This window comes from Stenotrophomonas sp. GSD10 (genome assembly GCF_056172695.1).
In genome coordinates, this window is record NZ_JAOCMC010000002.1 from 2,657,203 (window position 1) to 2,675,582 (window position 18,380).

18 protein-coding genes are annotated in these 18,380 nt (G+C 67.1%); 6 read left to right on the forward strand and 12 right to left on the reverse strand.

All coding sequences use genetic code 11. The features are described 5' to 3' along the window. Position 1 precedes the first annotated feature (1 nt). Entirely contained in the window at positions 2-1,252 is a 1,251-nt protein-coding gene (gene pgaC / locus N4G47_RS12495; protein ID WP_181358716.1) for a poly-beta-1,6-N-acetyl-D-glucosamine synthase, read from the forward strand. Next, positions 1,249-1,719 carry a poly-beta-1,6-N-acetyl-D-glucosamine biosynthesis protein PgaD gene (gene pgaD, locus N4G47_RS12500; RefSeq protein WP_475287473.1) on the forward strand — a complete coding sequence of 157 codons (471 nt, stop codon included), beginning with the start codon at positions 1,249-1,251 and terminating at the stop codon, positions 1,717-1,719. Before pgaC ends, pgaD begins: the two co-directional genes overlap by 4 nt. A gap of 106 nt (positions 1,720-1,825) precedes the next feature. Here the strand turns inward: pgaD and N4G47_RS12505 are convergent, their stop codons facing one another. From N4G47_RS12505 to N4G47_RS12555, 11 genes are all read right to left on the reverse strand, one after another. After that, entirely contained in the window at positions 1,826-3,097 is a 1,272-nt protein-coding gene (locus tag N4G47_RS12505; protein WP_475287475.1) for a glutamate-5-semialdehyde dehydrogenase, read from the reverse strand. Continuing rightward, complete coding sequence (proB, locus tag N4G47_RS12510; protein ID WP_475287477.1) at positions 3,094-4,251, reverse strand: glutamate 5-kinase; 1,158 nt, start codon at positions 4,249-4,251, stop codon at positions 3,094-3,096. Before proB ends, N4G47_RS12505 begins: the two co-directional genes overlap by 4 nt. A gap of 11 nt (positions 4,252-4,262) precedes the next feature. Further along, positions 4,263-4,526 carry a YciI family protein gene (locus N4G47_RS12515; RefSeq protein WP_475287479.1) on the reverse strand — a complete coding sequence of 88 codons (264 nt, stop codon included), beginning with the start codon at positions 4,524-4,526 and terminating at the stop codon, positions 4,263-4,265. Next, entirely contained in the window at positions 4,526-5,821 is a 1,296-nt protein-coding gene (argH, locus tag N4G47_RS12520; protein ID WP_475287481.1) for an argininosuccinate lyase, read from the reverse strand. Before argH ends, N4G47_RS12515 begins: the two co-directional genes overlap by 1 nt. A gap of 20 nt (positions 5,822-5,841) precedes the next feature. Continuing rightward, the gene (gene argC / locus N4G47_RS12525) at positions 5,842-6,795 is read right to left on the reverse strand and encodes an N-acetyl-gamma-glutamyl-phosphate reductase (RefSeq protein WP_475287483.1); all 954 of its coding nucleotides are present in this window, start codon (positions 6,793-6,795) and stop codon (positions 5,842-5,844) included. After that, on the reverse strand, positions 6,792-7,394 hold the full coding sequence (locus tag N4G47_RS12530; RefSeq protein ID WP_475287485.1) for a GNAT family N-acetyltransferase: 603 nt from the start codon (positions 7,392-7,394) through the stop codon (positions 6,792-6,794). Before N4G47_RS12530 ends, argC begins: the two co-directional genes overlap by 4 nt. Before the next feature lie 3 nt (positions 7,395-7,397). Next, positions 7,398-8,726 carry an acetylglutamate kinase gene (locus tag N4G47_RS12535; protein ID WP_475287487.1) on the reverse strand — a complete coding sequence of 443 codons (1,329 nt, stop codon included), beginning with the start codon at positions 8,724-8,726 and terminating at the stop codon, positions 7,398-7,400. A gap of 25 nt (positions 8,727-8,751) precedes the next feature. Continuing rightward, positions 8,752-9,840, reverse strand: a complete 1,089-nt coding sequence (locus tag N4G47_RS12540; RefSeq protein ID WP_475287489.1) for an acetylornithine deacetylase — start codon at positions 9,838-9,840, stop codon at positions 8,752-8,754. Between the two features lie 130 nt (positions 9,841-9,970). Continuing rightward, the gene (locus tag N4G47_RS12545) at positions 9,971-11,164 is read right to left on the reverse strand and encodes an argininosuccinate synthase (RefSeq protein ID WP_108750132.1); all 1,194 of its coding nucleotides are present in this window, start codon (positions 11,162-11,164) and stop codon (positions 9,971-9,973) included. A 62-nt stretch (positions 11,165-11,226) separates the two neighbouring features. Then, the gene (locus N4G47_RS12550) at positions 11,227-12,237 is read right to left on the reverse strand and encodes an N-acetylornithine carbamoyltransferase (protein ID WP_108769376.1); all 1,011 of its coding nucleotides are present in this window, start codon (positions 12,235-12,237) and stop codon (positions 11,227-11,229) included. Between the two features lie 317 nt (positions 12,238-12,554). After that, positions 12,555-13,118: a glycine zipper 2TM domain-containing protein gene (locus tag N4G47_RS12555; protein ID WP_107230988.1), complete on the reverse strand. Its 564-nt coding sequence runs from the start codon at positions 13,116-13,118 to the stop codon at positions 12,555-12,557. A gap of 187 nt (positions 13,119-13,305) precedes the next feature. Between N4G47_RS12555 and cysS the strand changes: the two genes are divergently transcribed. Genes cysS through N4G47_RS12570 form a run of 3 tightly spaced genes read left to right on the forward strand, consistent with a single transcriptional unit; the run spans position 13,306 to position 16,433 of the window. Beyond that, complete coding sequence (gene cysS, locus N4G47_RS12560) at positions 13,306-14,682, forward strand: cysteine--tRNA ligase (RefSeq protein ID WP_475287491.1); 1,377 nt, start codon at positions 13,306-13,308, stop codon at positions 14,680-14,682. 54 nt (positions 14,683-14,736) lie between these two features. Beyond that, on the forward strand, positions 14,737-15,189 hold the full coding sequence (locus tag N4G47_RS12565) for a SufE family protein (RefSeq protein ID WP_107230990.1): 453 nt from the start codon (positions 14,737-14,739) through the stop codon (positions 15,187-15,189). Then, positions 15,186-16,433 carry an MFS transporter gene (locus N4G47_RS12570; RefSeq protein ID WP_475287493.1) on the forward strand — a complete coding sequence of 416 codons (1,248 nt, stop codon included), beginning with the start codon at positions 15,186-15,188 and terminating at the stop codon, positions 16,431-16,433. Before N4G47_RS12565 ends, N4G47_RS12570 begins: the two co-directional genes overlap by 4 nt. Positions 16,434-16,625: 192 nt before the next feature. Here N4G47_RS12570 and dksA read toward each other — a convergent pair whose 3' ends face one another. After that, positions 16,626-17,792, reverse strand: coding sequence for an RNA polymerase-binding protein DksA (gene dksA / locus N4G47_RS12575; RefSeq protein ID WP_475287495.1), 1,167 nt, complete (start codon positions 17,790-17,792; stop codon positions 16,626-16,628). 333 nt (positions 17,793-18,125) lie between these two features. On the opposite strand from dksA, the gene yidD reads away from it, so the two are divergent. Continuing rightward, complete coding sequence (gene yidD, locus N4G47_RS12580; RefSeq protein WP_107230993.1) at positions 18,126-18,380, forward strand: membrane protein insertion efficiency factor YidD; 255 nt, start codon at positions 18,126-18,128, stop codon at positions 18,378-18,380.

An 18,380-nucleotide genomic window follows, 5' to 3' on the forward strand; every position in this document is an offset into this window, starting at 1 on the left:
CATGCATCCGTTGCTGCTGATCCTGTTCCAGTTCGCCTTCTACTACCCGATGGTGATGGCGTTCTTCTGGATGTCTGGCGGCCTGTACTACTACTACCGCCGCGAACGCCATTCGCGCCCGCGCAGCGATCCACCGCTGATGGTCGATCCGCCGTTTGCGACCCTGCTGATTCCCTGCCACAACGAATCGGAGAACCTTGACGACACCCTCGGCGCAGCGCTCAACCAGCGCTACCCGACCGACTACGAGGTGATCGCCATCGATGACGGCAGCAGTGACGACACCGGTGCGCGCCTGGACGCGCTGGCGGCCCAGCACCCGCGGCTGCGCGTGTTGCACCTGGACCGCAATCTGGGCAAGGCCAACGCGTTGCGCATGGGCGCGCTGGCTGCGCGCTCGGAGTACCTGGTGTGCATCGACGGCGATGCCATGCTGGAGGAACACGCACTGCACTGGATGGTCTGGCACCTGGTCAGCGGCAACCGGGTCGGCGCGGTCACCGGCAATCCGCGCATCCGCAACCGCTCCACCCTGCTTGGCCGCCTGCAGGTGGCCGAGTTCTCCTCCATTATCGGCATGATCAAGCGGGCGCAGCGCGTGTACGGGCGCATCTTCACCATTTCCGGGGTGATTGCCGGCTTCCGTCGCACCGCATTGCACCAGGTGGGCTGGTGGTCGGACGACATGGTGACCGAAGACATCGACATCAGCTGGCGCCTGCAGCGCGGGCACTGGGACATCCGCTACGAGCCCAACGCCCTGTGCTTCATCCTGATGCCGGAAACACTGAAGGGATTGTGGCGGCAGCGCCTGCGCTGGGCGCAGGGCGGCGTGGAAGTCATGCTTCGCCACGCCCGCTCTCTGCTGAACTGGCGCGAGCGCCGCATGTGGGGCGTGCTGCTGGAGTACGTACTGAGCGTGATCTGGGCCTACACGATGCTGTTCATCGTCGTGCTGTGGGTGCTGGGCAAGTTCTTCCCCATGCCGCCCCAGCTGTACATCGCCAGCCTGCTTCCGCAATGGCATGGCGTGATCCTGGCGCTGGTCTGCCTGCTGCAGTTCGCCAGCAGTCTGATCATCGACCGGCGTTACGAAACACAGATTGGACGCAACTACTTCTGGGTCATCTGGTACCCGATGGCGTACTGGCTGATCAGCCTTTCCACCACCCTGGTGGCGTTGCCGAAGACACTGCTGCGACGCCGTCGCAAGCGCGCCACCTGGACCAGCCCTGATCGGGGAATACGATGAACGCACAGCACCCGTCCAACCGATTCGATTCGCGGATGATCCGCAAGCCACACCGCCAGCCGCGGTTCCAGCGCACGGCCTGGGGATTTGTCACCCTGGCGTTCTGGGGCTTCTACTTCTACCTGTGGGCACCGCTGGTGACGCTGGTGTCGTGGCTGGTCGGCGGCCAGATGGCATGGCAGCAGCTGTATGAGCGGCAGAACCAGTTCGACCCCTACGTGCTGGTGGCGCTGCCGGTGATGCTGTTGTGCGCCAGCGTGCTGCTGATCAGCTGGGCCGAGTACAACCGTGCGCGCTTCCGCGGGCGGGACCGGCGACTGCCGCGGCCGCTGGCCAGCCTCAACGAGGTGGCAGCGGACCTGGGCGCCAGTACCGGCCTGGCCGAGCGCCTGGCCCAGTGCAAGGCGGCGACGCTGCACATGGACGAGCACGCACGTCCGGTCGGCATCCGCCGCGAAGTGGTGTAGCCCGACAACCCGGTGGGTGCCGGCCTTGGCCGGCGTTTGCTTTGGTAGCTGCCGACCTTGGTCGGCAGCTACCAGAAGCAACCATTGATATTGGCGCAGCCGGCGCTCAGCGGCGGGTCTGCCCTTCGCCACGCACCACGAATCGCTCGACGGTGAGCGCTTCCAGCCCCATCGGCCCGTACGCATGCAGGCGCGTGGTGGAAATGCCGATCTCGCTGCCCAGCCCCAGCTGGCCACCATCGGAGAAGCGCGAGGATGCATTGACCATCACCACCGCCGAGCGCAGCGCATTGACGAAGCGCTCGGCATTGCCGCTGTCTTCGGTCGCGATCACTTCGGTATGGTCGGAGGTGTACGTACGGATGTGCGCGATGGCCGCATCCAGATCGTCGACCACGCGCACCGCCAGCACCAGATCAAGGAACTCGGCAGCGTAGTCGTCTTCGGTGGCCAGCGTGCTGCCCGGCAACAGGAGTTGCGCATCCGCATCGGCGCGCAGCTCCACGCCGCGCTCGCCGAGTGCCTGCGCCACGCGCGGCAGGAAGGCTTCGGCCACATCACGGTGCACCAGCAGCGTTTCCAGCGAATTGCAGGCGGCCGGGCGGCTGCACTTGCCATCCACCAGCAGGTCGATGGCCTTGCCGGGATCGGCACTGGCATCGACGAACAGGTGGCAGACGCCCTTGTAGTGCTTGATCACCGGGACCCGCGCATGCTCGGCAACGAAACGGATCAGGCCTTCGCCGCCGCGCGGAATCGCCAGGTCGATCAGTTCGTGCAGCTGCAGCAGCTCCAGCATGGCTTCGCGGCGCAGGTCGGTCAGCACGGTCACCGCGGCCGGCGGTACGCCATGGGCCTGCAAGGCACCGGCCAGCGCCTGGGCGATGGCGGTATTGGAATGGATCGCTTCGGAACCGCCGCGCAGGATCACGCCATTGCCGGCCTTCAGGCACAGCGCCGCCGCTTCGGCGGTCACGTTCGGGCGCGCCTCGTAGATCATCGCGATCACGCCCAGCGGCACCCGCACCTTCTGCACGCGGATGCCGTTCGGGCGCACGTCGTCGCGGGTCACCTGGCCGACCGGATCGGGCAGCCCCGCCACTTCGCGCACCGCTTCGGCCATCGCGAACAGGCGCGGCGGGTCCAGCGCCAGGCGGTCGAGCATGGCAGTGCCCACGCCCTTGTCGCGCGCCGCCGCCAGATCGCGTGCGTTGCCGGCCAGGATCAACCCGGCGTTCACTTCCAGCGCCTGCGCCATGCCCAGCAGCAGCGCACGCCGGGCCTCGCTGTCGAGGCCGGCGACCACCTGGGCCGCGTCACGGCAGGCACGCGCCTGCGCTTGGATATCGCTCATCGGGATGTCCTTCAGTCCGGTCATGGCAGCACCAGGTCGTCGCGATGGACGACGCTGCCACCGTAGTTGTAGCCGAGCACGGCCTGGATGTCGCGCGAATGGCGGCCTGCGATGCGGCGCACGTCATCGGCCGCGTACTGGCTGACGCCACGGGCGATGCACACCCGCCCCTGCGGTGCGTCCCAGCACACCTGCACCATGTCGCCACGGCGGAACGTCCCTTCCGCACCGGTGATGCCGCCGGGCAGCAGCGAAGCGCCCTTCTCGCGCATCGCCTGCGCCGCGCCGGCATCGATGAGGATCGCGCCTTCGGCCAGCGGTGCGTGGCGCAGCCAATGCTTGCGGGCCGCTTCGCGGCTGCGTGCGGCATGGATGCGGGTACCGAACAGGCGATCCTGTGCCAGCGCGCGTACCACCTCGCCACTGCGGCCGTTGAACAGATAGGTTTCGATGCCGAGGCGGCCGGCCTTCGCCGCCGCCTCCAGCTTGGTGCGCATGCCACCGGTACCGGCGCGCGAGCCCGCGCCGCCGGCCATCGCCAGCACCTCATCACTCAGCTCTGCGACATCGTGCAGAGGCCGTGCGTCGGCCACGCTGCGCGGGTCGGCGCTGTACAGCCCGTCGATGTCGGTAGCGATGAACAGCGCATCGGCATCGACCAGTGCAGCCACCGTCGCGGCCAGGTTGTCGTTGTCGCCGAGCTTGAGCTCGTCCACCGACACGGTGTCGTTCTCGTTGACCACCGGCAGCGCGCCCAGCCGCAGCAGCTCGCTGAGCGTGGCGCGTGCATTGAGATAGCGGCGGCGGTTGCGCAGGTCGTCGTGGGTCAGCAGCACCTGCGCCACCGGGCGCTCGAAGAAGCGCTGCCAGAGCCCGATCAGCTGCGCCTGGCCCAGCGCTGCCAGGGCCTGGCGTGCGGCCATCGCCGCGCCGGGCTCGTCGGCGCGCGGCAGGATCGCCCGACCGGCGGCGACCGCGCCGGACGAAACGATCACCACCTCGCGCCCGGCCAGCACGTTGGCCGAGACAAACTGGGCCAGGCCCAGTGCATGCCGCGGCGACAGGCCACCGCCATCGGCGGCCAGCAGGCTGCTGCCCACTTTCAGCACCGCACGCCGCCACGGCGGCAGCGCCTGTTCCGGGAACGGCGAAGCGATGTGGCTGGCATGCAGGGTCATCAGTCAGGGCCTCAGCGGGTGTTCCATTCGTGCACGGTCAGGTCGGAGGCCTGCATCGTCACCAGCGGATCAGTGGCGATGATGGCCTGCGCCTGCGCCAGGCTGTCCACGTTGCACAGCACATAGGCGCCACCACTGCCATCGGCGAAGCCGCCGGTCAGCTGCAGCTTGCCCTGCGCCTGCAACGCGTCAAGGAAGTCGCGGTGCGGCTGCACGGCCGCCGCGTTGAAATCAGGCCGGCGCATCGCCAGCACCAGGTAGACGGTGCCCGCCATCAGGACAGCGCCTGCCAGCGTGCGCGCAGTTCATCCAGGCGCAGATCGGCGGCCGAGCCCGGCGACACGCGTGCGCCCAGGCTGCCCTCCGGCGTGCGTCCCTGCCCTGCACTGTCGGCACCGGCCGCCGCGGCCTTGTAGGCCTCGCGGAACGGCACACCGGCCACGGCCGCTTCCACCGCCACATCGGTGGCATACATGCCCGAGTCGATGGCCGCGCGCAGTTTGTCATCGCGCCATTCCAGATTGGCCAGCAGCGCCGGCAGCAGCTCCAGCGCGGCCAGGCCACGGCCGAAACCGTGGAAGATGGCGCCCTTGGACGACTGCAGGTCGCGGTGATAACCCGACGGCAGCGACAGCAGCTGTTCGATCTCGGTACGCGCGGCGGCCACGCTGGCGTGGGTGGCACGCATCAGTTCGATCACATCCGGGTTGCGCTTGTTGGGCATGATCGAGCTGCCGGTGGTGTACTGCGCCGGCAACGCAACGAAGCCGAACTCGGCGCTGGTGAACAGCGACAGGTCCCAGGCGATGCGGCGCAGGTCCAGCGTGGCACCACCGAGCGCTTCCAGCGCAGCCAGCTCGAACTTGCCGCGCGACAGCTGCGCATAGATCGGCGAGATCTGCATGCGCGCGAAGCCGAGCGCGGCGGTGGTGTGTTCGCGGTCCAGCGGCAGGTTCACGCCGTAACCGGCAGCGGTGCCGAGCGGATTGGCATCGACCAGCGCGTGCGTGTCGCGCGCGCGGATCGCATTGTCGATGAAGGCTTCGGCCCAACCGGCCCACCACATGCCCGCCGACGACACCACGGCACGCTGGATGTGGGTGTAACCGGGAATCGGCAGATCCTTCTCGGCCTGCGCACGGTCCAGCGCAACCTTGGCCACGTCGGTACTGACCTGTGCCACGCGCTGCAGCTTCTCCTTCAGCCACAGGCGGGTGGCGACCAGGATCTGGTCGTTGCGGCTGCGGCCGGTATGGATCTTGCGGCCGGCATCGCCAAGACGCTCGGTCAGCCGCGCCTCGATCGCCGAGTGGCCATCCTCGTACTGCGTATCCAGCACGAAGCGGCCGTCGCGGAAGTCCTGCGCCAGAACCTCCAGTTCGCGCAGCAGACCGGCCAGCTCATCGGCGCTGAGGATGCCGATGTGCTGCAGGCCCTGCGCATGCGCGGCGCTGGCGGCGATGTCGTGCAGGAAGAATTCGCGGTCGAGGATCACGTCGTCGCCGGCGAGGAAGGTCTGGATCTGGGCGTCGACAGCGACGCCGGGCTTCTGCCAAAGAAGGTCTGCCATGGGGGCTCCGGAAGGCGGGGTCAGTGCGGGATCGACGTCAATTCGTCGATGCCCAGCGCGAGATTGAGGTTCTGCATGGCCTGGGTGGCCGCGCCCTTGAGCAGGTTGTCCAGGGTCGCCACCACCACCACCCGCTTGCCGCCCGGGGCCAGGGTGAAGCCACCGACCTGGGCGCCATGGCGGCCGGCGATGCGGCTGACCCACGGCGCTTCGTCCACCACCTCGATCAGCGGTTCGCCGGCATAGGCCTGCTGGAAGCGTTCGACGATCTGCTCGCGGGTCTGCGCACGGTTCAGCCACAGGTTCGCAGTCAGCGTGATGCCACGGAAGTGCGGCGCGACGTGCGGCATGAACTCGACGGCCACGCCCAGCTGCACCGACACCTCGCGCTCATGCACGTGGTTGGTCAATGCATACGGCATCAGGTTGTCGGCCAGCAGTTCAACGTTGTTCTTGTCCGAGGGCGTGGTGCCGGCGCCGGAGTAGCCGGACACACCAAAGCACTGCGGCGGACCGGCCAGCAGATCCAGCAGCGGATGCACCGCCAGCTGCATCGCCGTGGCATAGCAGCCCGGATTGCTGATGTGCTTCTGGCCGTTGTAGCGGCCCCGGGTCAGTTCCGGCAGGCCGTAGTACCAGCCGTTGTCGAAACGGTAGTCGGCCGACAGGTCGACGATGACGGTGTCCGGCTTCGCCGCTTCCAGCGCGGCCACGAACGGTGCGGCCAGGCCATTGGGCAGGGCCAGGATCACCGCATCCACCCCCTTGGCGGCCACCGCGTCGGCATCCAGGTTCTCGTACTGCAGGTCCCCCTGGAATTCCGGATGGTGGTCGGACAGGCGCTGCCCGGCGCGCTCGCGCGAAGAGACAAAGGCCAGCTTCAGCCGCGGGTGCGCGGCCACCAGCTTGATCAGCTCGGCACCGGTATGGCCGCGGGCACCGACGATGCCCAGGGTGAAAGTCGAATCGTTCATGCGTGGCTGTCCAGGCGGTACTGCAGGTGGCGCTTCACGCCCTGCCATTCCGCATCGATGATGGAGAAGATGACGGTGTCGCGCGGCGTGCCGTCGGCATGCCGCTTGTGGTTGCGCAGCACGCCATCCTGCTTGGCGCCGAGGCGGGCAATGGCGGTGCGCGAAGTGGCGTTGAACCAGCTGGTTTCCAGCACCACGCTGATGCAACCCATGGCCTCGAATGCGTGCTGCAGCAGCAACAGCTTGGCTTCGGTGTTGGCACCGGTGCGCTGCACGCGCGGTGCGTACCAGGTGTAGCCAAGGCTGAGTTTCGGCACGCTCGCATCCATGTCGTAGAAACGGGTGCTGCCGACGATGTCACCGGCCGCATCACGGATCACGAACGGCAGCACCCTGCCTTCGGCCTGCGCCTGCAGCGCGGCCTGCACATAGGCCTCGGTGCGCTCCGGCGACGGCACCTGGGTGTACCAGAGCTGGTCCAGCCCGCTGCCCTCCAGCGCAGCACGCAGGCCGGGCACGTGCTCACCCTGCAACGGCTGCAACGACACGTGCTGGCCACGCAGGGTCGGTACCAGGTTCCAGGCGTCCGGGTTGTTCATCGTTCAGCCCTGCAGGCTCGGGGCGCGCTGGGCGCAGTGATCGACATAGGTGCGGATGCGATCGATGCCATCGGCGCCATACCAGAACACCTTCCAATGGTCCTGCTTGTAGCAGCCATCGGATTCGGCGTAGTAGAAATGGTTGATTGGGTTGCCGTGGCGCGAGCGCCAGAACAGCTGCGGGGTTTCCTCCAGCATCACGTTCCAGACCGCGCGACCCAGGCCTTCGCCCTGTGCATCGTCGAGCACGGCGAACTTGTCCAGGTACACGCCTTCGACCTCGTCGGTGAGGATCACCGCGGTGCGGTAATTCTCGCTGACGTAGGCACGCAGCAGCCGGGTCTTCTCGAAGTAGTCCGGCACCAGGGTGCGGCCGAAGCTGGATTCGATCAGGCCCTTCAGGCGTGGCAGGTCCAGTTCGTTCCAGGCGGTGGCGCGCAGCACCTTCTCGCCTTTGCGCACCAGCGTGCCCGAGCCCTTGTGGGTGAACAGTTCCTTGGCCAGGTCGGCCGGCCGGGTGATCGACACCGACGATTCCAGCGGCAGGCGGTCGAGCAGATCCTTGATCTGTTCGATCTTCACCTTCATGCCGCCGTGGATCCACGGCTGCGCGATCAGGTGGTCGTACTCGGTGGACAGGTTGATCGAATCGATCACGTTGCCCGCCTCATCCAGCAGGCCACCGGTGCCGGTCAGGAAGATGATCTTGTACGGCTGTAGTTCCTGCACCAGCTCGTTGGCGGCGAAGTCGGCGTTGACGTTGAGGATCTGGCCGCCCGCAGTCTCGCCCAGGCTGGTGATGACCGGGATCGAGCCGGCACGCAGGCTGGCTTCGATCGGTGCCAGGTTGACCTTCTTCACTTCGCCGACCAGGCCGTAGGTATCCACGTCCAGGTACTCGGCCTCGAACACGCCACCGGTGATCGAAGTGGCGCGCGCGCCGTTCTGCTGCAGCGCCTCGACCAGGCGCAGGTTGGACTGCTGGAACACCCGGCGCACGATCGCCAGCGCTTCCGGTGAGGTCACGCGCAGGCCGTTGACGGTCTGCTTGTCGATGCCGGCCGCCGACAGTTCGGCATCCAGCTGCGGGCCAGCGCCGTGCAGCACGATCGGGGTCAGCCCGACTTCCTGCAGGAACGACAGCGAGGAGGTCAGCGCGTCAAGATCGTCGCGCAGCACCGCGCCGCCGACCTTGACCACGGCGAAGCGCTTGGCGTCCAGCTGCGAGAAGCGCTTGAGGTACTGGCTGATCTCCTTCGCGCTGGCCATGCTGGAAAGCAGGCGCACGATGGTCTGGCGGGTCTGGCGGTGGGGCTGGAGGGCAGGAGACATTTCAGTTTCGTCGGAAAGGGAAGAATCAGGCGCCGGCGGCGATGATGCGATGCACGGCGTCGGTATAGCGCTGCAGCTGGTCCAGCGTCACGAACTCATCGGCGGTATGGGCCTGGGCGATGTCGCCCGGGCCGAACACCAGCGTGGTGTAGCCACCGGCCGAGAACAACGAGGCCTCGGTCCAGAAGTCCACCGCGTTGCCGATCGGCAGATCCAATGCGTCGGCCACGTCGCGCGCCAGCAGGCGACGGTTCTCGGCTTCGGCGATATCACCGGCCGGCAGGCTGGGGCCACGGAACGTCTCGGTGAACAGGGCCGCCTGCGGCTCGGCGAAGCCGGCGAAGGTGGCCAGCAGTGCGTCGATATCCATCGACGGCAGCGGGCGGAAACCGAAGCGCACTTCGGCGGCCGGCGCGATCATATTGGCCTTGATTCCACCTTCGACGCGGCCGATGTTGAAGCGCAGGCCGGTCAGCCCGCCAAAGCGCGCCGAAGCCAGCGATTCGACATGGTCCAGCGCGCGGTTGCCCCAGCGCATCGCCTGGTGCAGCGCGCTGGCAGCGGCATCCTGCTTGCCCGAGGCATGCCCGGCACGGCCGGCGAACTGCATCAGCACCGAGCTGATGCCACGGTGCGCCAGCACCGCTTCGCTCATGGTCGGCTCGGCCACCAGCACCGCTTCGTACGGAATGCCACGGGCCAGGAACGCGGCGATGCAGCGCGGATCGTTGGCTTCCTCGTCGCTGGAGAACAGGAACGCGGCATCGCCATCGCTGGCATTGGCCGCAGCCACCAGTGCAGCGGCCGCGCCCTTGATGTCACACACGCCCAGACCGACCACGCGGTCATCCAGGCGTCGCATCACGTGCGGGTCGGCACTCCAGTGCGGCGAGTCCGGCACCGTGTCCAGGTGCACGTTGAACAGGTACTTCGGCGTACCGCGCACGGCGTACAGGCTGACCGCACCGGCACCATGGTCGATCACCTCGACGTTGAACCCGGGCAGGTTGTCGCGCAGGTAATCGAAGATCCCACCGGTGGTGATCGCACGCGGCGGGTTGCGGGTGTCGAAGGACACCAGCGCCTGCAGATGCGAGATCGTCTGTTCAAGCATGAATCAAAGATCCTGTGGAATTCCGCCGGGCATGGCCCGGCGCTACCGTAATGCGTCTGGTGGAGAGCCCCTTCTTGTTGAAGGGGCGCGCCAACGGCGCAGGGTTAAGGCGGAATGCGTGGTCAACCGCTCAGCGGTTGACTTGCGCGTAAAGCGTCGAGCTCATGCCGAACAGCTTGATGAAGCCCTCGGCCTCTTCCACGCCCCAGTCGGCCGACTGCGCGTAGGTGGCACCCTTGGTGTTGAGCAGGTGCGGCGACTTCACCGCCACTGCATCGACGCGGCCACCACGGGTTTCCAGCACCACCTCGCCGTTCACCTTGGCCTGCGAGGACTTCAGGAAGGCCTCGATGTCGGTCTTCAGCGGGTCGTGGTAGAAGCCTTCGTACACCAGCTCCACCCACTTGCGCGCCACGTCCGGCTTGAAGCGGTTCTGCTGCTTGGTCAGCACAGCATCTTCCAGCGCGCGGTGCGCGGCCAGCAGCGACACCAGGCCCGGCGCCTCGAACACGATGCGGCCCTTCAGGCCGATCACGGTGTCGCCGGTGTAGACGCCACGGCCAACGCCGTACGGGGCGAACAGCTTGTTGAGCTGGGCCAGAATCTGATCGCCCGGCAGCGCCTTGCCGTTCAGTTCAACCGCTTCGCCTTCGACGAACTTCAGGGTGACCGTCAGCGCCTGTTCCGGCCACTCGCTGCGCGGCGAGCACCAGCCGCGCGCGCCCTCGCCCGGGGCTTCCCAACGGTCGATCTCACCACCGGACATGGTCACGCCCAGCAGGTTCTCGTTGATGGTGTAGGCCTGCTGCTTGGCGCGCACACCGAAGCCGCGCTCTTCCAGGTACTTCTGCTCGTAGGCGCGGGTCTGGGTGTGCTCCTTCTGGATCTCGCGGATCGGCGCGATGATCTGGTAGTCGCCCAGCGCCTTCACTGCCAGGTCGAAGCGGACCTGGTCGTTGCCCATGCCGGTGCAGCCGTGGGCGATGATGTTGGTGCCCAGTTCGGCGGCACGCTTCAGCGCGGCATCGACGATCAGGTAGCGGTCGGACACCAGCAGCGGGTACTGGCCCTGGTAGCCTTCGCCGGCCCACACGAACGGCTTCACGAAGCCTTCCCAGATGGCCGGGCCGCCATTGACGGTGACATGGCTGGTGACGCCCAGCTCGGCGGCGCGCTTTTCGATGAAATCGCGCTCTTCATCATCCACGCCGCCGGTATCGGCGAACACGGTGTGCACGTTGTAGCCGCGCTCCTGCAGGTACGGCACGCAGAAGCTGGTATCCAGGCCGCCGGAGAAGGCGAGAACGACGTCTTTGTTGCTCATGGGGAGGGTATGTCCTGGTAGCGCCGGGCCGTGCCCGGCGGAAATGATTGAATCGGAAAAAATCAGCGCCCGGCAACGGCGGCCATGATCGCCTTCTGCACGTGCAGTCGGTTCTCGGCTTCGTTGATGGCAATGCACTGCGGCGAATCCATCACGCCGTCGGTGGCCTTCACGTTGCGGCGCAGCGGCAGGCAGTGGCTGAACACACCGTTGTTGGTCAGCGCCATCTTCCGCTCGTCCACGATGAAGTGCTTGAACTGGTCGCGGATCGGCTTTTCCGGCTCCCAGTTGCCGAAGAACGGCAGCGCGCCCCAGCTTTTGGCGTAGACCACATCGGCGCCAGCGTAGGCGCTGTCGATGTCATGGCTGATCTTCAGCGAACCGCCGCTCTCGGCCACGTTCTGCTCGGCCCAGCCCATGTAGCGGTCGTCAAGGATGTAGTCGGCGGTCGGGCACAGCAGGGTCACGTCCATGCCCATGCGGGTGGCGATGGTCAGCGCCGAGTTGGCCACGGCGGTGTTCAGCGGCTTGGGGTGGTAGGTCCAGGTCAGCACGTACTTCTTGCCACGCAGGTCCTGGGTGCCGAAGTGCTCCTGCAGAGCCATCACATGCGCCAGTTCCTGGCACGGGTGGGTGATGGTCTCCATGTTGATGACCGGCACCGGCGAGTACTTGGCGAAGCTGTTGAGGACGATGTCCTGGCGGTCGTAGGCCCAATCCTGGAACTTCGGGAACGCACGCACCGCGATGATGTCGCAGTAGCGGCCCAGCACCTTCGCCACTTCAGCGATGTGTTCTTCGGTATCGCCGTCCATCACCGTACCGAGGTTGAACTCGATCGGCCACGCATCCTTGCCCGGCTGCAGCACCACCGCGTGGGCACCGAGCTGGAACGCACCCAGCTCGAAGCTGGTGCGGGTGCGCATGGACGGGTTGAAGAACACCAGCGCGATCGACTTGCCCTTGAGCTGGTCGCCGAGCTTGTTGCGCTTGAACAGCGCGGCCTGGGTCAGCAGCGCGTCGAGATCGCTGCGGCTCCAGTCCTGGGTGTTCAGGAAGTGCTTGGGGGACATCGGTTTTCCTTGCGTAGCGGCGCCGGGTCCGGCGCGGTGGAAGGAAAAGCAGGAACCAAAGGTGGATCGAAAAGGTTGCAGTTGCAGCTTTCAGAACGCGGAAACGAAAAAACCCAGCCGGCGGGCTGGGTTTTTTCGGACGAACAGCAAAAAGCTCCGGTTACCCAGCGAGGATGTGGGGTTCCGGTCGACGCGCACGCGAGGTCATGCCCGACGCCTGTCGGGCTGCGCTGCTGTCGTGCTGGAAGTCGGTGAGCTTCATGGCCGGCAATCTTTGCATGCGGCCGGAGCCGGCGCAAGGGGCAGCGGTCCCGGAATCAGGGATTGCTGGCGGTGCCCTGCTCGGGGCCGACCCACGGGGTGATCGAAACCCGGATCTTGAGCCGGTTGCCGGGGTCTTCCGGCAGCCGCGAGCGGTACTTGGTGCCTTTGTAGACGTAGTCCACGTCATAGGCGATGGGACGGCGGAATTCACGCCCCACCGGCACGATGCGGCAATCACGGGTCAGCATCGGCCCATTGTTGGCCGGGGCCGGGGCCGGGGTCTCGGTGGCGGCCTCTTCGGTCGCCTCTTCGTCGCTGCGCTTGAACATCGAGCGCACCGAATCCCAGAAACGGCCGATCCGCCCCTTGTCCTCCACCGGCTCTTCACCGGTGACGTTGACCGGGGCCAGGGTGCGGGTCGATACCGGCTCGCAATGCTCCTCGGTACGGGTCGCGCGCAGGGTCTGGAACACCGGCTCCACGTTCAGCACCTGGGCATAGTCGAACTTCACGTTCTCCACGATCACCACCCGGTTGCGGGGCTCGGCCTCCTGCGCCAGGGCCACGGCGGGCAGCGCCGACAGGCAGGCCAGGGTCAGCAACGCGGTGGATTTCATTGGCGACGGGAGCAAGGACACGGCAATAGTGTAGGCAGTGACGAGCACAAGGGGCTGAACATTACCCGTCCACGCCGCTCCTGCCCACCCCACCCTGGGCGGCCGCGGCGTCCACCGGTGGCAGCGGGCGCCCCAAAGGGGGTCGACACGTTCTAAAATCGAAGGCTTGTCCCCCAGCCACAGCCCCATGACCCTGCGCCTGCACAACAACCTGACTCGCCAGCTCGAACCGTTCACCCCGCTCGACCCGGCCTGTCCGACGCTGTATGTGTGCGGCCCGACGGTCTACAACTACGTGCACATCGGCAACGCCCGTGGCCCGGTGGTGTTCGGGGTGCTGGCCGATCTGCTGCGCCGCCGTTTCGGCGCCCTGCGCTACGCCCGCAACATCACCGACGTGGACGACAAGATCAACACGGCCGCGCGCGAACAGGGGGTGCCGATCAGCACCATCACCGACCGCTTCGCTGCGGCCTACCGTGAAGACATGGCCGCGCTGGGCGTGGCGCCGCCGGACATCGAGCCGGAAGTGACCGCGCACATGCCGCAGATCATCACCATGATCGAGCAGCTGATCGGCAGCGGCCACGCCTACGCCGCCGAGGGCCACGTGCTGTTCGCGGTGGCCAGCTTCGATGGTTACGGCAAGCTCTCGCGCCGCGATCCGGAAGAGATGCTGGCCGGCGCCCGCGTCGATGTCGCCCCGTACAAGCGCGACCCGGGCGACTTCGTGCTGTGGAAGCCCTCCACCGACGATCTGCCCGGCTGGGAATCGCCGTGGGGCCGTGGTCGTCCGGGCTGGCACATCGAATGCTCGGCGATGGCCGCCGCGCATCTGGGCGAGACCATCGACATCCATGCCGGCGGTGTCGACCTGCAGTTCCCGCACCACGAGAACGAGATCGCGCAGAGCGAATGCGCCCACGGCGGCAGGATCTTCGCCCGCTTCTGGCTGCACAACGGCATGCTCAACTTCGGCGGCGCCAAGATGAGCAAGTCGCTGGGCAACATCGAGCGCGTGCACGACCTGGTGCGCCAGCACCCGCCGGAGGCGCTGCGCCTGGCCCTGCTGTCGGCCCATTACCGGCAGCCGCTGGACTGGACCGACGGCCTGATCGAGCAGTCGGTGCGCACCCTGGACCGCCTGTACGGCACCCTGCGCGAGCTGGCGTCGATCGAGGCCGTGGCGGTCATCCCGGCCAGCGTCGAAGCGACCCTGGACGACGACCTGAACACCCCGCAGGCGCTGGCCGAAGTGGCCCGCATCGCCGCCGATGCACGCCGCGCCACCGATCCGGCCGAGCAGGCGCGCCTGAAGGGCGAGCTGCTGGGCGCGGGCCTGGCGCTGGGCCTGCTGCAGGCCGATCCGGCGCAGTGGTTCGGTACCGCAGCCGGCGACGACGGCGATGATGCCCGTATCCAGGGCCTGATCGACGAACGCGCTGCGGCCAAGAAGGCGCGTGACTTCGCTCGTGCCGACGCCATCCGTGACCAGCTGGCCGCTGAAGGCATCGTGCTGGACGACACCCCGCAGGGCGTGCGCTGGTCGCGCAAGCGCGGCTGACCTGCCCTGCCCCGTGGCCGGTCCGCCGGCCACGCCCCCACTGTAGAGACTGCTGTGATCGACTCCCCGTTCCCGCTTGAACCCACCGCCGCCGAGGCCCAGGCCGCCATCGCCGAGGAATTCGGCTTCTTCGGCGACTGGTCCGAGCGCTACCAGTACCTGATCGACCTCGGCCGCAAGCTGCCGGCCTTCCCGGAAGACTGGAAGACCGAGGAGCATCGCCTGCTGGGCTGCCAGTCGATGGTCTGGATCGTGCCGGAAGGCAACGCGCAGTCGCTGCGCTTCCACGCCATCAGCGATTCGGCCATCGTCTCCGGCCTGATCTTCCTGGCCCTGCGCGTGTACTCGGGGCGCTCGGCGCAGGAGATCGTGGCCACCGAACCGAGCTACATCCAGGACATCGGCCTGGCCCGCCACCTCTCGCCCACCCGCAGCAACGGCGTGGCGGCGATGCTGGCCTTCATCCGCGAGACCGCGCAGGCGCAGCTGCAGCGCGAACAGCCGTGAGCGAGCCTGCTACGGCCGAAGACACCGCGCTGGGCCTGCTGTCCCGGCCCGGTTTCGCCAAGCTGCTGGCCTACCGCATCTTTGCGATGCTGTCCTACCAGGTGGTTGCGGTCACTGTCGGCTGGCATATCTACGAAGTCACCCGCAATCCGTTCTCGCTGGGCCTGATCGGGCTGGCCGAGGTGCTGCCGTTCTTCTGCGTGGCGCCGTTTGCCGGCTACCTGGTCGACCATCTGCCGCGCCGCCGGCTGGGCATGGCCGCCTGTTCCGGGCTGATCGCCACCGCACTGGTGCTGACCGGCGTCGCTACAGGCTGGCTGCCCTTTGAAGGCGTGTGGCCGATCTATGCGGCCATCGCCTTGACCGGCATGGTCCGGGCGTTCCTCTCGCCCATCTACAACGCGCTGTTCGCCCGCGTGCTGGCCCGCGACCAGTTCGCGCGCGGCGCCGGCCTGGGTGCGGTGGTGTTCCAGGCCGGCATGGTTGCCGGCCCGGCACTGGGCGGCGTGCTGGTCGGCTTCGGCGGCAAGGGCCTGTCGTATGCGGTGGCCACCGCCTTCGCGCTGGTGGCGATGGCCTGCCTGGCCACGCTGAAGGTGGACGAACCGGTGCACACCGGCCCGGCCGCCCCGATCTTCAAGAGCATCACCGAAGGTGCCCGCTTCGTCGTCGGCAACCGCATCATGGTCGGCGCGATGGCGCTGGACATGTTCTCGGTGCTGCTGGGCGGCGTGGTGGCGATGCTGCCGGCGTTCCTGCACGAGATCCTGCATCACGGCCCGGAGGGGCTGGGCGTGCTGCGCGCAATGCCGGCGCTGGGCTCGGTGTGCGTGGGCCTGTGGCTGGCCCGCCATCCATTGCATCGCAATGCCGGCCGCGTGCTGCTGTGCGCGGTGGGCGGGTTCGGGCTGTGCGTGATCGGCTTCGGGCTGTCCCAGCACTTCTGGCTGTCGGCGCTGATCCTGCTGTTCTACGGGGCGTTCGATGGCGTCTCAGTGGTGATCCGCTCGACCATCCTGCAGTTGGCCACGCCGGAGGAAATGCGTGGACGGGTGTCGTCGATCAACGGCATCTTCATCAGTTCGTCCAACGAGCTGGGCGCGTTCTATGCCGGCACGATGGCGAAGCTGCTTGGCCTGGTACCGGCGGTGGTACTGGGCGGATTCGCAGTGCTGAGCGTGGCCGGCATCACGGCATGGAAGAACCCGACGTTGCGGAAACTGAATCTGCGCGACCTGCAGTGATCACGGCGGCGCTGTGGCCTCCTGATGATCGCGGCGACACGGCTCTTTTCTGATGATCGCGGCGACGCGGTTTCCCGTAGAGTCGAGCTTGCTCGACTGCTTTTGAGAAGCGTCAGTCGAGCAAGCTCGACTCTACAAACAAAAAACCCGGCCAAGGCCGGGTTTTCTGCATGACCACACAACGATCAGGAATCAGTCGCCCTGCTGCTTCTGCAGGTGCTCCCAACGCTCCTGGGCGTCGATGGTACGTTCGGCGGTCAGGCGCGCTTCCAGACGCTCCAGGCCGATCTCTTCGCCCGTATCCACGCAGTAGCCGTAGTCGCCGGCTTCCAGGCGCTTGAGCGTGCTGTCGATCTTGCCGATCAGCTTGCGGTAGCGGTCGCGGGTACGCAGTTCCAGCGAGTTCTCGGTCTCGCGGGTCGCACGCTCGGCTTCATCGCCGATGTCACGCACTTCCTCGCGCAGGTTCTCGATGGTCTGCTTGGACTCTTCCACCAGATCGGCGCGCCAGTTCTGCAGGCGCTGGCGGAAGTACTCCTGCTGCAGCGAGCTCATGTATTCCTCTTCCGAGGACGGCTTGTAGCCGGCCGGCAGGATCGGGCGGCCGGTGGCCTCGTCGGTCTTGTACTCGACCACCTTGTACTTGCTGCGCGGGGCCGGTGCCGCCGATCGGGCGGCGACAGCGACGGCGACCTTGCCGACAGGGCGCGACACGGTCTTCGGGGCGGAATCGGATTTCACGGCGGTTTTGGCAGGCGATTTCGAAACGGGCACGGGATTCTTGGATTGCGGGGCCTTCGATGCAGCAGAAGCAGCGGCCGGGGCCGGCTGGGGAGCCGGTTGGGCTGCTGCCGCTGCCACGGTCTTGGCCGGGACAGGCTTGGCCGGAGCCGGCTTGGCAGCAGGCTTCGGTGCGGACTTCACTACAGGGGCCGGGGCCGGCTTGGCGGCCGGTACGGCGACATTCTTGGCAACGTTCTTTACAGCAGCAGGCGTGGCGGCCGGTTTGGCCGCAGCGACCTTCTTCGCCGCCGGCTTGGCAACCGGCTTGGTTGCGGCCTTCTTCACCACCGCCTTCGGCGCCGGCTTAGCGGCTGCCTTCTTCGCCACCGGCTTGGCGGCGGCCTTCTTCACCGGCGCGGCCTTGCTGGCAGCCTTCTTCGCCACCGGCGCCTTCTTGCCGGCAGCAGCAGGTTTGGCCTTGGCGGGTGCGGCGGCCTTCTTTGCCACCGGCTTGGTCGCCTTGACCGGTGCTTTCTTCGCGGTGGCCTTCCTGGCCGCCGGTTGCGAGGACGCTGCCTTGGTCACCGCCTTGCTGGCCGGCTTTTTGGCAACGGGCTTTGCCGCCAACTTCTTCACAACAGGCTTGGCGGTTTTCTTGGCGGCCGTTGCGGCCTTCTTTGCAGTTTTTTAGCAGCCACGAAACGCTCTTCCTTGGATTCCCCGGGGCCCGGGAAAGCGGGCCTTTATAGCCTACCCGACCCGCAGCAGCAACCTCGGCGCCCTGCTCCATTCAGTCCTGGAGCCAAGGCACCCAAAGCGCGGTCCGACGAACATGGACCGCCTTGCGCGGTACGGAACCTGGCCGGCACCCAGCGGTGCCGACAGCGGTCGCAGGCCATCGGCGACATGCGACCAACGGCCCATCCTGCACAAATGCGGCCTTCATGCCAACTGGCATAAGATGACTGGGTGATCTCGCGCCTGCTCATTGCCCTGCTGCGCTTCTACAAGCGCTTCATCAGCCCCCTGCTGGGGCCGCGCTGCCGCTTCGTGCCCAGCTGTTCTGAATACGCCATGGATGCCATTGCCCGCCACGGTCCGCTGCGCGGCAGCTGGCTGGCCGCGCGCCGGCTGGGACGCTGCCACCCGTTCCACCCCGGCGGCTTCGATCCAGTGCCCGAGTCTCCCCACGCCCCCTCTTGCCGTTGCACAGGAAAACACTGA

What these genes read in the sequence shown, in the direction of transcription:
- N4G47_RS12555 (WP_107230988.1), bottom strand. Translation starts at nt 13,118, where the DNA reads ATGAAATCCACCGCGTTGCTGACCCTGGCCTGCCTGTCGGCGCTGCCC.
- N4G47_RS12545 (WP_108750132.1), bottom strand. Translation starts at nt 11,164, where the DNA reads ATGAGCAACAAAGACGTCGTTCTCGCCTTCTCCGGCGGCCTGGATACC.
- N4G47_RS12550 (WP_108769376.1), bottom strand. Translation starts at nt 12,237, where the DNA reads ATGTCCCCCAAGCACTTCCTGAACACCCAGGACTGGAGCCGCAGCGAT.
- pgaD (WP_475287473.1), top strand. Translation starts at nt 1,249, where the DNA reads ATGAACGCACAGCACCCGTCCAACCGATTCGATTCGCGGATGATCCGC.
- proB (WP_475287477.1), bottom strand. Translation starts at nt 4,251, where the DNA reads ATGACCCTGCATGCCAGCCACATCGCTTCGCCGTTCCCGGAACAGGCG.
- argC (WP_475287483.1), bottom strand. Translation starts at nt 6,795, where the DNA reads ATGAACGATTCGACTTTCACCCTGGGCATCGTCGGTGCCCGCGGCCAT.
- N4G47_RS12535 (WP_475287487.1), bottom strand. Translation starts at nt 8,726, where the DNA reads ATGTCTCCTGCCCTCCAGCCCCACCGCCAGACCCGCCAGACCATCGTG.
- N4G47_RS12540 (WP_475287489.1), bottom strand. Translation starts at nt 9,840, where the DNA reads ATGCTTGAACAGACGATCTCGCATCTGCAGGCGCTGGTGTCCTTCGAC.
- N4G47_RS12530 (WP_475287485.1), bottom strand. Translation starts at nt 7,394, where the DNA reads ATGAACAACCCGGACGCCTGGAACCTGGTACCGACCCTGCGTGGCCAG.
- cysS (WP_475287491.1), top strand. Translation starts at nt 13,306, where the DNA reads ATGACCCTGCGCCTGCACAACAACCTGACTCGCCAGCTCGAACCGTTC.
- argH (WP_475287481.1), bottom strand. Translation starts at nt 5,821, where the DNA reads ATGGCAGACCTTCTTTGGCAGAAGCCCGGCGTCGCTGTCGACGCCCAG.
- N4G47_RS12515 (WP_475287479.1), bottom strand. Translation starts at nt 4,526, where the DNA reads ATGGCGGGCACCGTCTACCTGGTGCTGGCGATGCGCCGGCCTGATTTC.
- pgaC (WP_181358716.1), top strand. Translation starts at nt 2, where the DNA reads ATGCATCCGTTGCTGCTGATCCTGTTCCAGTTCGCCTTCTACTACCCG.
- N4G47_RS12505 (WP_475287475.1), bottom strand. Translation starts at nt 3,097, where the DNA reads ATGACCGGACTGAAGGACATCCCGATGAGCGATATCCAAGCGCAGGCG.